The 12,633-nt window shown below is 60.2% G+C and carries 14 protein-coding genes and 1 other RNA gene; 8 read left to right on the top strand and 7 right to left on the bottom strand.

Annotated features, from left to right (window positions below):
* Nucleotides 1-87 precede the first annotated feature (87 nt).
* The 5 genes from GTP27_RS04405 to GTP27_RS04385 all read left to right on the top strand — a co-directional run bounded on the left by GTP27_RS04405 (nucleotide 88) and on the right by GTP27_RS04385 (nucleotide 2,225).
* Nucleotides 88-330 carry a hypothetical protein gene (locus tag GTP27_RS04405; RefSeq protein WP_161037957.1) on the top strand — a complete coding sequence of 81 codons (243 nt, stop codon included), beginning with the start codon at nucleotides 88-90 and terminating at the stop codon, nucleotides 328-330.
* On the top strand, nucleotides 327-638 hold the full coding sequence (locus GTP27_RS04400; RefSeq protein ID WP_161037956.1) for a cell division protein ZapA: 312 nt from the start codon (nucleotides 327-329) through the stop codon (nucleotides 636-638). Before GTP27_RS04405 ends, GTP27_RS04400 begins: the two co-directional genes overlap by 4 nt.
* 46 nt (nucleotides 639-684) lie before the next feature.
* Nucleotides 685-865: non-coding RNA, 6S RNA (gene ssrS, locus GTP27_RS04395), on the top strand.
* Between the two features lie 62 nt (nucleotides 866-927).
* The gene (locus GTP27_RS04390) at nucleotides 928-1,395 is read left to right on the top strand and encodes an EVE domain-containing protein (protein ID WP_161037955.1); all 468 of its coding nucleotides are present in this window, start codon (nucleotides 928-930) and stop codon (nucleotides 1,393-1,395) included.
* Complete coding sequence (locus GTP27_RS04385) at nucleotides 1,392-2,225, top strand: sulfite exporter TauE/SafE family protein (RefSeq protein ID WP_161037954.1); 834 nt, start codon at nucleotides 1,392-1,394, stop codon at nucleotides 2,223-2,225. The genes GTP27_RS04390 and GTP27_RS04385 overlap by 4 nt, the downstream gene beginning before the upstream one ends.
* 28 nt (nucleotides 2,226-2,253) lie before the next feature.
* On the opposite strand, the gene lgt is transcribed toward GTP27_RS04385, so the two are convergent.
* Both lgt and GTP27_RS04375 read right to left on the bottom strand, forming a co-directional pair.
* Nucleotides 2,254-3,105, bottom strand: a complete 852-nt coding sequence (gene lgt / locus GTP27_RS04380; RefSeq protein WP_161037953.1) for a prolipoprotein diacylglyceryl transferase — start codon at nucleotides 3,103-3,105, stop codon at nucleotides 2,254-2,256.
* On the bottom strand, nucleotides 3,099-4,016 hold the full coding sequence (locus GTP27_RS04375) for a LysR family transcriptional regulator (protein WP_161037952.1): 918 nt from the start codon (nucleotides 4,014-4,016) through the stop codon (nucleotides 3,099-3,101). Before GTP27_RS04375 ends, lgt begins: the two co-directional genes overlap by 7 nt.
* A gap of 179 nt (nucleotides 4,017-4,195) precedes the next feature.
* Between GTP27_RS04375 and ilvD the strand changes: the two genes are divergently transcribed.
* Complete coding sequence (ilvD, locus tag GTP27_RS04370; RefSeq protein WP_161037951.1) at nucleotides 4,196-6,058, top strand: dihydroxy-acid dehydratase; 1,863 nt, start codon at nucleotides 4,196-4,198, stop codon at nucleotides 6,056-6,058.
* Between the two features lie 45 nt (nucleotides 6,059-6,103).
* On the opposite strand, the gene GTP27_RS04365 is transcribed toward ilvD, so the two are convergent.
* Nucleotides 6,104-6,328 (bottom strand): TIGR04438 family Trp-rich protein, encoded by a 225-nt coding sequence (locus tag GTP27_RS04365; protein ID WP_161037950.1) that lies wholly within the window; start codon nucleotides 6,326-6,328, stop codon nucleotides 6,104-6,106.
* 173 nt (nucleotides 6,329-6,501) lie between these two features.
* Here GTP27_RS04365 and GTP27_RS04360 point away from each other — a divergent pair, with 173 nt between their 5' ends.
* Together GTP27_RS04360 and GTP27_RS04355 are read left to right on the top strand one after the other, a co-directional pair.
* Complete coding sequence (locus GTP27_RS04360; RefSeq protein WP_161037949.1) at nucleotides 6,502-6,822, top strand: c-type cytochrome; 321 nt, start codon at nucleotides 6,502-6,504, stop codon at nucleotides 6,820-6,822.
* A gap of 238 nt (nucleotides 6,823-7,060) precedes the next feature.
* Nucleotides 7,061-7,987 (top strand): hypothetical protein, encoded by a 927-nt coding sequence (locus GTP27_RS04355; RefSeq protein WP_161037948.1) that lies wholly within the window; start codon nucleotides 7,061-7,063, stop codon nucleotides 7,985-7,987.
* 70 nt (nucleotides 7,988-8,057) lie between these two features.
* On the opposite strand, the gene GTP27_RS04350 is transcribed toward GTP27_RS04355, so the two are convergent.
* From GTP27_RS04350 to GTP27_RS04335, 4 genes are all read right to left on the bottom strand, one after another.
* Nucleotides 8,058-9,200: a branched-chain amino acid ABC transporter substrate-binding protein gene (locus tag GTP27_RS04350; protein ID WP_161037947.1), complete on the bottom strand. Its 1,143-nt coding sequence runs from the start codon at nucleotides 9,198-9,200 to the stop codon at nucleotides 8,058-8,060.
* Nucleotides 9,201-9,425: 225 nt separating this feature from the next.
* Complete coding sequence (locus tag GTP27_RS04345; protein ID WP_161037946.1) at nucleotides 9,426-9,821, bottom strand: DUF2486 family protein; 396 nt, start codon at nucleotides 9,819-9,821, stop codon at nucleotides 9,426-9,428.
* Nucleotides 9,818-10,243 carry a DNA polymerase III subunit chi gene (locus GTP27_RS04340; RefSeq protein WP_161037945.1) on the bottom strand — a complete coding sequence of 142 codons (426 nt, stop codon included), beginning with the start codon at nucleotides 10,241-10,243 and terminating at the stop codon, nucleotides 9,818-9,820. Before GTP27_RS04340 ends, GTP27_RS04345 begins: the two co-directional genes overlap by 4 nt.
* A 294-nt stretch (nucleotides 10,244-10,537) precedes the next feature.
* Nucleotides 10,538-12,610: a M3 family metallopeptidase gene (locus tag GTP27_RS04335; protein WP_161037944.1), complete on the bottom strand. Its 2,073-nt coding sequence runs from the start codon at nucleotides 12,608-12,610 to the stop codon at nucleotides 10,538-10,540.
* Nucleotides 12,611-12,633: the final 23 nt, after the last annotated feature.

Below are 12,633 nucleotides of genomic sequence, written 5' to 3'. Positions count from 1 at the left end.
AAGTATTTGCCACATTGCGCCCCTGAATCTGGCAGCGCAGAGCGTGCTCCTGTTGACGGCGCACGGCGCGCTCCCTATAGTGATGGGATGATTCCAGATTTCCAAGAACTCTCCGATAAAATCGACCAGCTGGCCGAACTGACTCACGCTCTGCGCCGCGAAAATGCCCAGCTACGGCAGGCTAATTCGGCGCTAGTGGTGGAAAACATGGGCTACCAGCGCAAGCTGGGGGAGGCGTCCGCGCGCGTGGCCGCCCTGCTGGAGCAGATCCCTGCGCTTGAGGAGGAGATCGATCCCGAGCAACTGCCTGCCAGTGAGGAAGCACAATGAGTACTGTCGATGTGACCATCATGGGCGCACCGTATCGCCTCGTCTGCAAGGAGGGCGAAGAACGCGCCCTGCGCGAAGCGGCTGCCTTTCTCGACAAGAAAATGACGGCTATCCGTGACGCAGGCAAGATCAAGGGCAATGACCGTATCGCCGTGATGGCGGCACTGGGCGTGGCAGCGGAGTTTCTGTCGGCCCGTTCGCCGGCCGGACCGTTGTCGGATATGTCACTACTCGACATGCAGACCAAGATCAGTGCCATGCATCAGGTGCTTGATGGCGCGCTAACCCCGCAAGAAACCCTGTTTTAATTCGGGTTTTTTCTTCCTTTGCGGCGCACAAAGGAGTAAACTGCTTCCTACCCTGCGGTGTTCGCGATTGCCATATAGTCCTTGAACCATTTATGTGCACCGGTTGCGGAATTTTGTTTGATGGGCGTGAGCGTCGCTAGTCCGATGAACCCGAAATTGAACTAACTGTGACCACCTTGAACCATTCGGTTCGGGATGCCGGCAAAGACGGCACAGGCGGGGCCGAATACCTTGAAGCGGTTGCTTGCATGAGAATGCGCAGCCGCTTTTTTTCGTCCGGAGCAAAGTGATGCAATACTGGTTGATGAAGTCCGAGCCTGATGAAGTGAGCATCGATGATGTGATGGCGTCGCCCAATCAGACCACGGCATGGTTCGGCGTGCGCAACTATCAGGCGCGCAATTTCATGCGCGATGCCATGCGCGATGGCGATGGCGTGCTGTTCTACCACTCCAGTTGCGCCCAGCCCGGCATTGCCGGTCTGGCGCGCATCGTCGGCCAGCCCTATCCTGATGCTAGCCAGTTCGATCCGGCCAGCCACTACTACGACCCGAAAGCCACGCCCGAGCAGCCGCGCTGGATTTCCATCGACGTGCAGGGCACCCGCAAGACACGGCTGCTGCCGCTGGCCGAGCTGCGCAGCATAGCGGAGCTGGCCGAGATGGTGCTGTTGCAGAAGGGTAGCCGCTTATCCATCACGCCGGTGACGCCGGACCAGTGGCGCTATATCGAGGCACTGCTGACAGGCGCCGCATGAGCGCGGGCCTGATCCTGCTGCTGTTGCTGATGGGGGCCTTCGGCGGTTTTGCTGCCGGTATGCTGGGCATAGGCGGCGGCATGATCCTCGTGCCTTTCATTACCATGATCTTTACGGCGCAGGGCTTTGCGCCGCACGCCATCATCCACATGGCGGTGGCGACCTCGCTGGGCGTGATCATGTTTACCTCGCTGTCCTCGGTACGTGCCCATCACCAGCATGGCGCCGTGCTGTGGCCGGTGGCGGCGCTGCTGGCGCCGGGGATACTGCTGGGGGCATGGTGCGGACCGTGGATTGCCAAGCAACTGAGTTCGTCTGGGCAGGCCATGCTGTTTGCCGTGTTCCTGACGATTTCGGCGACCCAGATCCTGTTCGGCAAAAAGGCGCCAGCACCGCAGCCGGTTGGCGCGGTGCCGCAGACCGTAACGCACTTACCGAGCCGCAGCGCCATGTTCGGCACCGGCATGGTGATCGGGGTGATTTCGGGACTGGTGGGGGCAGGCGGCGGCTTTCTGTCCGTGCCCTTCCTGATGCGGCGCGGAGTGCCCATCCATAACGCGGTGGCGACCAGCGCTGCGCTGGGTTTTCCGATTGCCTTGTCGGGTACGCTGTCGAATATCTATTACGGCTGGCAGGTGCCCGATCTGCCGCCCTATGCACTGGGCTTTGTGTATGTGCCCGCGCTGGCGGTGATGGCGCTGGCCAGTGTGAGTATGGCGCCGTTCGGTGCGCGCGCAGCGCACCGCTTGCCGGTGCAGACGCTGAAGAAAATCTTTGCCGTGATGCTCTACTGTCTGGCCGCGTATATGTTGAACAAGGCGCTCAACTAGTTTCTGCCACCATGGCGTCAGCGAGATGCTAGCGCCCGATGGGCGGGCGGCCTTGCTGGCCTACCTTGTAGGACCAGATCAGCATGGCAACCGCACCAGCGATCATGGGCAGCGACAGCACCTGGCCCGAAGTGATGGGCAGGCCCAGCACCGTGGTTTCCCAGTCCGGCGTGCGGAAGTATTCGGTGCCAAAACGCGCGCAGCCATACAGCAGGGTGTAGAAGGCGCCCACCGCCAGACGGGGACGCTGCTTGCGCGCATACAGCCATAGCATCACGAACACCAGCAGACCATCGATCAGCATCTGGTACAGCGGCGACGGATGGCGCAGGCCCTGCAGAAATACGGGGGCAGGCGTGAGCGGGTAGGCATTGTCCGGCCACAGCATGGCCCACGGCAGCGAGGGATCGCTGACCACGCGGCCCGGCAGTTCGGCGTTGATGAAGTTGCCAAGGCGGCCAGCAGCATAACCGAGCGGCACCAGCGGAGCGATGAAGTCATATACATCGAGCAGATTGCGGCCAGCCTTGCGCGCCCACACAGCCATGGCGATCAGCACGCCAAGGAAGCCGCCGTGGAAGGACATGCCGCCGCGCCAGACCTTGAAGATTTCCAGTGGCTGCGCGAAGTATTCGAGCGGGTGGTAGAACAGCACTTCGCCCAGGCGCCCGCCGATCACCACACCCAGCATGCCATAGAACAGCATGTCGTCCAGATCCTCTTTGGTCCAGCGCTGCGCTGCGATGTGCGGCTGGCGGATGCGCACCCGGCCCAGCGCTACGAACAGGCCGAAGGCCAGCACATACATCAGGCCATACCAGTGGATGGCAAGCGGACCCAGATGCAGGGCGACGGGATCGGGCATGGGGTGTATCAGCATACAGTGCTCTTTCTCAGTAAATCCAAAAATCCGTGCAGGACCGGCGAGGCGTTATCGCGCCGCCATGCCAGCCCCGTTTCCACCTGCGGCGTAGCTTCGGCCAGCGCCCGGTATTCTACTCCGGGCCGCATCAGGTTGGAGAGCGACTGCGGCACCAGTGCCATGCCCATGCCGGCCGAGACCAGACTGACGATGGTCTGCATCTGTATGGCCTGCTGGCCGATCTGGGGCGTCAAGCCTGCCGTGCGGAACACGGACAGAATGGCGTCGTACAAGGCTGGTGATATGGCACGCGGGAAGATAATCAGCGGCAGCGGCGGCAGGCTGGCCAGAGTGAGTTTGCCCTTGCGCTTCACGCCGGGCAGATCGGCCGGTATGGCCAGCACTAGCGGCTCGTTCAGCACGGGCAGGTAGTCGAGTTCCTGCTTCGCCTTGTCGGGCAGGGGCGGGATCAGCAGGCCGGCATCGATGCGGCCCTGTAGCAGATCGTCCAGTTGCAGGTCGGAGGTGGCTTCCTGCAGCGTCAGCTGTACCTGCGGATAGGCGGCGCGGTAGGCGCGCAGAAAGGGCGGCAGCACGCTGTAATCCGCCGATGATACAAAGGCCAGCGTCAGACTGCCTACTTCGCCTGCTGCGGCGCGCTGCACCAGTTGCGGCAGTTCCTGCACCTGTGCCAGCAGGCGGCGTGCCGCAGGCAGCAGGGCCAGCCCGGCCGGTGTCAGCGCCACGCCGCGCCGGTTGCGCTCGAATAGGGCCGCGCCCAGTTGCTGCTCCAGCGCCTGTATGGTCTGCGACAGCGGCGGCTGGGTCATGTGCAGACGCAGCGCCGCCTTGCCGAAGTGGAGTTCCTCCGCCACCGTGACGAAGTAGCGCAGCGGCCGCAGTTCGATGTTGCGCAAGTCGTTAGTCATATGCGGAGCTTGGGTGTATGGGTACTGTGATATTTTATACGACTCACAGGAGTCGAAATCATATATTTGACACGCAGGCAGGGCCAAGGCAATCTGTCATGCTAGACGAGCTTATTTTACGGCGCTTAAAGCCGCCTTACCGATTTCAGCAGCACATCACGCATTACCGGAGAGACAACATGCCGCAATACCGTTCCCGCACTACCACCCACGGCCGCAACATGGCTGGTGCCCGCGCCCTGTGGCGCGCCACCGGCATGAAGGATGGCGATTTCGATAAGCCTATCGTGGCCGTGGTCAATTCCTTCACCCAGTTCGTACCGGGCCATGTGCACCTGAAGGATCTGGGCCAGCTGGTGGCGCGCGAGATCGAGAAAGCCGGCGGCGTCGCCAAGGAATTCAACACCATTGCGGTGGACGACGGCATCGCCATGGGCCACGGCGGCATGCTGTATTCGCTGCCATCGCGTGACCTGATCGCCGATTCGGTGGAGTACATGGTCAATGCGCACTGCGCCGATGCCATGGTGTGCATTTCCAACTGCGACAAGATCACCCCCGGCATGCTGATGGCTGCCATGCGCCTGAATATTCCTGTGGTGTTTGTCTCCGGCGGCCCGATGGAAGCGGGCAAGGTACTGAAAGTGGTGGACGGCGCCAAGAAAGTCATCAAGCTCGATCTGGTCGACGCCATGATCAAGGCCGGTGACCAGACCGTGAGCGACGCCGACGTGGCCGAAATCGAACGCTCGGCTTGTCCGACCTGCGGTTCCTGCTCCGGCATGTTCACCGCTAACTCGATGAACTGCCTGACCGAAGCGCTGGGCCTGTCCCTGCCCGGTAACGGCACCATCGTCGCTACCCACGCCGACCGCGAACAGCTGTTCCTGCGTGCCGGCCGTCTGATCGTGGAACTGGCCAAGCGCCATTACGAGCAGGACGACTACTCGGTACTGCCACGCTCCATCGCCACCAAGGCAGCGTTCGAAAACGCCATGGCGCTGGACGTCTCGATGGGCGGCTCCACCAACACCGTGCTGCACCTGCTGGCGGCGGCGCACGAAGCCGGTGTGGCTTTCGACATGGCCGACATCGACCGCATCTCGCGCAAAGTGCCCTGCCTGTGCAAGGTAGCGCCGATGACGGATAAATTCCACATCGAAGACGTGCACCGCGCCGGCGGCATCGTGGCGATTCTGGGCGAGCTGGCGCGCGCCGGCCTGCTCGATACGTCGCTGCCGACCATCCATGCGCCGACCCTGGCCGAAGCGATTGCCCGCAACGACATCAAGGTGAGCGACGATCCGGCGGTGCAGCAGCTGTTCCGCGCTGCGCCGGGCGGCGTGCCGACGCAGGTGGCGTTCTCGCAGGCGGAACGCTACGACGCGCTCGATCTGGACCGCAGCACCGGCTGCATCCGCGACAAGGCGCATGCCTATTCGCAGGATGGCGGTCTGGCTGTCCTGTACGGCAATCTGGCCGTCAATGGCTGCATCGTCAAAACCGCCGGTGTGGACGAGAGCATCCTCAAATTCAGCGGCAAGGCACGCGTGTTCGAAAGCCAGGATGCCGCTGTTGAAGGGATTCTTGGCGATACCGTGCATGAAGGCGATGTCGTCATCATCCGTTACGAAGGCCCGAAAGGCGGCCCCGGCATGCAGGAAATGCTGTATCCGACCTCGTACATCAAATCCAAAGGTCTGGGCAAGGCCTGCGCGCTGCTGACCGACGGCCGCTTCTCGGGTGGCTCCTCCGGTCTGGTAATTGGTCATGCTTCGCCGGAAGCAGCCGAAGGTGGCGCCATCGGTCTGGTGGAAGAGGGCGATATGATCGATATCGATATTCCGGCCCGTAGCATCAGCCTGCGCATCAGCGACACCGAACTGGCCGCGCGCCGGGTGGCGATGGATGCCCGTGGCGATGCCGCATGGAAGCCGGTGGACCGCCAGCGCTATGTATCGCAAGCGCTGCAGGCCTATGCTGCGCTGACTACGTCGGCCGATCGTGGCGCAGTGCGCGACCTGTCGCAGATCAAGCGCTAATTCTGTCTGTCTGAACGCCTGCATCCCGCTCCATCCGGAGCGGGATTATTTTTTTGTATCGAACTCCTTGGCAACGCGGGCCTTGCGGCGTTGCTCGTCTTCGTTATGGGCTTTGCGTTTGTCCAGTCCCAGCAAGGGCTCCAGCCATTCGAACCAGATGAAGGCGAACAGCATCAGCGCGCCTACCCACCACCACGATAGCGTGGCAAAGCGCCACACTTCGAAATAGCGTAAACCGCACAGCGCGGCGATCAACAGGATCAGTGGCATGACTTAGTTCTCCGATACGCCATCTTACAAAGTATTGTACTTTCCCTGTGGAAATTTGAAAGGTGTTTTTAAGTGTGGCGTCAACGTCGAAACCGCTACCAACGTTAATAGCAACAGGCGAAAACACGGTAGAATGGCCCATAGAATTGCTTAGTACTCAACTGGAGAAAACGATGAAACGTAACGTAATGATGGCTGGGCTGGTTCTGGCTTCGGCTTTTGCTTCGCAAGCTGCTATGGCTGATGCAGGTCTGGATCTGGCGAAAGCCAAAAACTGCCTGGCTTGCCACGCAGTTGCCACCAAACTGGTAGGTCCTGCCTACAAAGATGTCGCTGCTAAATACGCTGGCCAGAAAGATGCCGAAGGCAAGCTGGTTGCCAAAGTACTCAAGGGTGGTTCGGGCACCTGGGGCGCTATCCCTATGCCAGCTAACCCGCAAGTGAACGAAGCCGAAGCCAAAACTCTGGTGAAATGGGTGCTGTCGCAAAAATAAGCTTTGCTCGAAAAGCAGCAACGCGCTGATTTGATCTGATCCCGCTGCGCGGGAAGGTCGGTCAGGCGTGCAGGGGCCGGATTCTGTATTGCACAGAGTCCGGCCCTTTTCATTTCAACACGGGGTGATGATAGCGGCAGTATTTTTTTTGGGGCAGGACGGAGGAACTTCAGACAGGTTTGGGTTACTCATTCGGCAAGCGATTCTGTACTTACCCACTACTCAGGCAATTTTCTCCATGCCCACTCTGTCTCACGTCCTTCGTTTCGGCTATGCACTCTCCCGTCAGTCGCTGCGTACTGATGCCCCTAAGTGGGCGCAACAGCGCTGTGCTACCGCCTCATCTGATCATGCCCGTTGCGCTAACTACCAGCCGCCGCCGCGCTGGAACCTGCTGGGCCGCGTGCGCTGTGCCTTTAGCGATGATGCAACGCGCGCCATGCGTGCAGCCGGACGCTGGAATGCCTGCTATGACCACGACGATGCGGGTCAGATAGCGCTGGAAAAACTCAAGTTGTCTGCCGCTACACCAGAGCAGGCCAGGGCGATGGTTGCAGCACTTAGCCCGGAAGCATGTGCGAAGCTGGTGAAACTGGCGCAGACGCGCTTGCAGGAATTCAGGCACTCCCCATTGCTAGCTGAATTGGAGCAATGCGTGCCCTTGCCATCGCTTAGCAAGGAGACGCTAGGCAGTTTCGAGCTTCTTCAAGGAACAGCAGGCGCGCTAGCTCTGCGTCCCGGGGAAAGTCTGGAGTGCACGCGCCGGTCTGGCTGGGAGGTATCGAGCCGCGCGATTGCATTTCTGCGCAATTTAAAGTCGTTCCATCAGGCCGGCTACATTTATCATGACATCAGCCTCTCGCGCATACGCTGCTATATGCTCGACTTCAAACTGGTTGATCACCCGGGCATTAGCTGTGTTCCCTTTGGGCAGATTCAGCAGGCAAAAGCTCATGACGAGCGGCAGGCATTGATTGCGATCTATCAATCCTATTATGGTGATGATCAGCTCAAGAATATTGGAGAATTTCTGCGCGCATTAGGCATCGTTTTCCATGCGCAGAAGCGGGTCGCCCAGTTCATGCGAGATCCGCATGCTCAGCTGGACAACTACATCGGTGACCTGACTTATAGCCAGAAGCCCGGACGGGCCGTGTGGGATTAGCTTGCTTTGCGCGAGGCTGCTCGGCAGCCTGAGCAAGTTCAGGGCCGGTGGTAGCCGGCCCTATGTATGCCTATTTGATCACTTCCATTTTGGTTTTCTTGTTGTCCTTGTAGGTGAACAGGGTCAGTGCGCCATCCTTGATGTCGCCCTTGCTGTCGAACATGATCATGCCCGTCACGCCCTGATGCTGGATTTTTTGCAGCACAGGCAGATACTTGGCGGGCTCGGCCGAGTTGGCCTGCTGCATGGCAGCGGCCATGGTCATCACCGAGTCATACACATACGGAGCATACAGCTGCACATCGGCGTTGTATTTTTTCTTGTAGCGGGCGACGAAGTCGTCCATATTTTTCTGCAGCTCGGGTGTCACGCCGCCTGCTTCGGCGCACACCACCATTTCATTGGCAGCACCTTCGCCTGCCAGCTTGGGCAGCGCTTCCGTGCACATGCCGTCGCCGCCCATGTAGCGCGCCTTGATGCCCAGAGCCTTCATCTGGCGCAGCAGCGGGCCGCCTACCGAGTCCATGCCGCCGAAGAACACCAGATCAGGATTCTTGGCCTTGATGGTGGTGAGGATGGCGTTGAAATCGGTGGCCTTGTCAGTGGTGAATTCCTTGGCGACGATCTGCACGCCGGCGCCGGCTTTCTTGGCGCCCTTGATGAATTCGTCGGCTACGCCCTGACCGTAAGCGGTGCGGTCATCGATCACGGCGATTTTCTTGATGCCCAGTTTGTTGACGGCATAGGCGCCCAGCGTGCCGCCCAGCTTGGCGTCATTGGCCACCACGCGGAACACCGAGTTAAAGCCCTGCTGGGTGTATTTGGTCTGGGTGGTGGCAGGTGAAATCTGCGGAATGCCGGCGTCATGGTAGATTTTCGAGGCCGGAATCGAGGTGCCGGAATTCAGGTGGCCGATCACGCCCTGCACTTTGGCATCAACCAGTTTCTGCGCCACGGCCGTGCCCTGTTTCGGATCGCCGCCGTCATCTTCTAGCATCAGCGTGAACTTGACGGGTTTTCCCGCTATCTTGATGCCTTTCGCGTTCAGTTCTTCCACCGCCATCTTGGCGCCGTTTTCATTGTCCTTGCCGAGGTGGGCCGACGGGCCGGAAACGGGGGCAACGTGACCGAGCTTGATCACTTCCTGCGCCTGAGCGCCCGTAGCAAAAGCCAGAGCAATGGCGAGCGGCATGAACCTAGTCTTGAACAGCATATACATTCTCCAATGGTTGAATAGCGACATGGTGCGCGGACGCGGCAGAATTTTCTGCAAGAGCCATACCGTACAACAAAATATGCATGACGGATAGGAAAGATTGCAGCAGTGTGGGGATTTCGCAGAGCATGCCCTGCGGCGAGGCAGGTTTGCTCTGGAGTAGGGCGGTAGATGCACCATGGCGGGCATCTACCGGCAGCCGCGAGGGGCTATTTAGCAGGCTTACTTCTTGCGCGCTTGCAAGTGGATGAGTTCCTGCGTCACTGCGCGGGCAACGATTTTTTCGATAGTGTCGTGCAGGCCCACGCGGACTTCATTGGTCAGGTCGCGCAGGGCGTGGTTGAGCACCTCGGCCATGCTGTCCTTGATGCGCTGCTCGAGTACGAAATCGACGCGCGAGAGCAGGCGCTGCATGATGCGGCTCGATAAGCGGTGTTCCATGGCTTCCCATTCCGCATCGGTCCAGTTTTCGATGGCATCTTCTTCCAGTTGTGCCGCCAGCTCGGCACGACGGGGCGGGGCGCTCTCCCCCGGTAGCAGGTCGTCGCTCAGGGTGTCGACCTTCATTACTTCCGTCAAGACAGGGATGCTGGCATCAAATGATGGTGCTTGGCTCATGATTTTCCTGTGACAAAGTGGGTGAGTGGATAGGCTTGCTGCTTGTAGGCGCTGTAGCGCTTGCGGCCAGCGGCCGCATCTTCCTCGTCGGAGGAAATGATTTCTATCACGCGCGCAAACTGGTCCAGCGTGGCCGGCGTGCGGCGCGACAGATTAATTAATAATTCGCGGTGTGGTAATTCTGCCGCATCGTTGTCCGTCAGCAGCACCGGCGTCTGCGTGGCCAGCGCATCGCTGGCGGCTACGTGGGGCAGGAAGTCGGTGGCGGAAAAAGTCCACATTGCCTCGTCAAGTTCGGCTAGCTGGGCGCTATCTTCGGTCATCAGCACGACCTTGTGCTGGGCCGAGCGGGCTTTGCGCACTAGCCGGCAGGCGTAGGCGATTTTGTCCGGCACATTGGTGTGAAAGTCGATGCGGGTCATGGGGCTATCTGGGATGATTTTTCAGGCTTTATTCAGATCTGATTGCGCTCTGGCGCACCGTTCTGGTGCCCCTGCCAGCAGGTAAAAATCCGGCGCTTTGCAACAGGGCGAACGACCAGTGTAAGGGAAAAACGGCGAGTGCGCTGGCATCGCTTTTGCTACCGTGCGCGCCGGTTTCAGGTGCTTGACTTGGCCGATTTTTGTGCGTGCTAACACCGTGTTGCGGCGTTAGCACAGGGCGATTTTTCCGGTTGCTATTTGCCCGATTTTCCCCGTTCGCTGGCCGCGAGCGGCTTAGGCCGCCATGCCGCTGTGGCGCAGCAAAGCGTCGATGCTCGGTTCGCGGCCACGGAAGGCCGTGAATGATTCCAGCGCCGGCCGCGAGCCGCCCACGGACAGGATTTCTTCGAGGTAGCGCTTGCCCGTTTCCGCCGTGGCAGCAGGGCTGATGGCCTGCGCTTCTTCGAAAGCTGCATACACGTCGGCAGACAGTACTTCGGCCCACTTGTAGCTGTAGTAGCCGGCGGCATAGCCACCGGCGAAAATATGGCCGAAGGAATTCTGGAAGCGGTTGAAAGCCGGCGGAATGATCAGTGCAAACTGCTGGCGTACGCCGTCTATTACTTCCTGTACCGACTGGCTGCCGCTGGCATCGTAGTCGTAGTGCAGGTGCATATCGAGCAGCGAGAATTCCACCTGCCGCAGGGTCTGCAGGCCGGACTGGAAGTTCTTGGCCGCCAGCATCTTGTCGTACAGGGCGCGCGGCAGCGGCGCACCGGTGCTGGCATGGGCCGTCATGTGTTCGAGCACGTCCCACTCCCAGCAGAAGTTTTCCATGAATTGCGATGGCAGTTCCACGGCATCCCATTCCACGCCCGAGATGCCGGATACGCCCAGTTCATCGACCACCGTCAGCATGTGATGCAGACCATGGCCGAACTCGTGGAACAGGGTGATCACTTCATCATGGGTGAACAGCGAAGGCTGGGCCACGCCATCAACCAAGGCAGGTTCGGTGAAGTTGCAGGTGAGGTAGGCGACGGGCGTCTGCACCTTGTCGCCGCTGGCGCGGCGGCCCCGTGCATCATCCATCCATGCGCCGCCGCTCTTGCCGGCACGCGCATACAGATCGAGGTAGAACTGGCCGATCAGCTTGCCGGCCCGTTCGATGCGGAAGAAGCGCACGTCCGGATGCCAGACCGGTGCGCTGTCGGTTTTGATTTCGACATTGAACAGGCGCTGGATCAGGCGGAACAGGCCATCGACCACTTTCGGTTCAGGGAAGTACTGCTTCACTTCCTGTGCCGAGAAGGCGTAGCGGCGCTCCTGCAGCTTTTCCGATGCGTAGGGAATATCCCATGCCTTAAGTTCGTCCAGTCCCAGCTCTTCACGGGCGAACTGTTTGAGTTCATCCAGATCCTGCTGGGCATAAGGGCGCGCACGCCGGGCCAGATCTTCGAGGAAGCTGATCACCTGTTCGGGCGACTGCGCCATTTTCGGCACCAGCGATACTTCGGCGAAGTTGCGGTAACCCAGCAGCTTGGCTTCCTCGTCACGCAGCTTGAGCAGGGTAACGATGTTGGCCGTGTTATCCCAGTCGTCCTTTTTGCTGAAGCCCTCGGCCTGATCGGAAGCCTTGGTGGCATTGGCGCGGTAGATGGTCTCGCGCAGTGCGCGCTGATCGGCAAACTGCAGCAGCGGGAAGTAGGAAGGGAAGTGCAGCGAGAATTCGTAGCCGGCCTTGCCTTCCTTTTCGGCGGCGGCGCGTGCGGCCGCTTTCACATCCGCCGGCACGCCGGCCAGATCCGCTTCATCGGTCACCAGCAGTTTGAAATCGTTGGTGGCGTCCAGCACGTTTTCCGAGAAGCGCGTGGAGACGGCCGCATGCTGCTCCTGGATGGCGGCGTAGCGTTGTTTCTGCTCGGGCGGCAGCTCGGCGCCACCCATGCGGAAGTCGCGCACGGCGTTGTCGATGATGCGCTGGCGTGCCGGCGACAGGCCGGCAAATCCGGCGCTGGCACGCAGCGCCTTGTATTTATCGAACAGCACTTCGTTCTGGCCCAGCGCGGTCCAGAACTCCGTGACTTTGGGCTGGTTCTCGTTGTAGGTGGCGCGCAGCTCGGGCGTATCCACCACATTGTTGAGATGACTGACGATGCCCCATGCGCGGCCCAGCAGTTCCGTCGCCTGTTCCAGCGGTGCGACGAAATTGTCCCAGCTTACTTGCTCTTGCGGTGCTTCCAGTTGCGTCACCACGGCACGGCTCTGTGCCAGCAGCGCGTCGATAGCAGGCGTGACGTGTTCGGCCTTGATGGCATCGAAGCGCGGCAGGCCGGAAAAGTCCAGCAGGGGATTTTGTTCAGTCATCTCGTATCCAGTCCGTTGATGGG

This window comes from Duganella qianjiadongensis (assembly GCF_009857915.1).
Classification (GTDB): domain Bacteria; phylum Pseudomonadota; class Gammaproteobacteria; order Burkholderiales; family Burkholderiaceae_D; genus Rugamonas; species Rugamonas qianjiadongensis.
The sequence above is the reverse complement of the archived record's forward strand: the minus strand, read 5'-3'. Positions and strand labels throughout refer to the sequence as shown.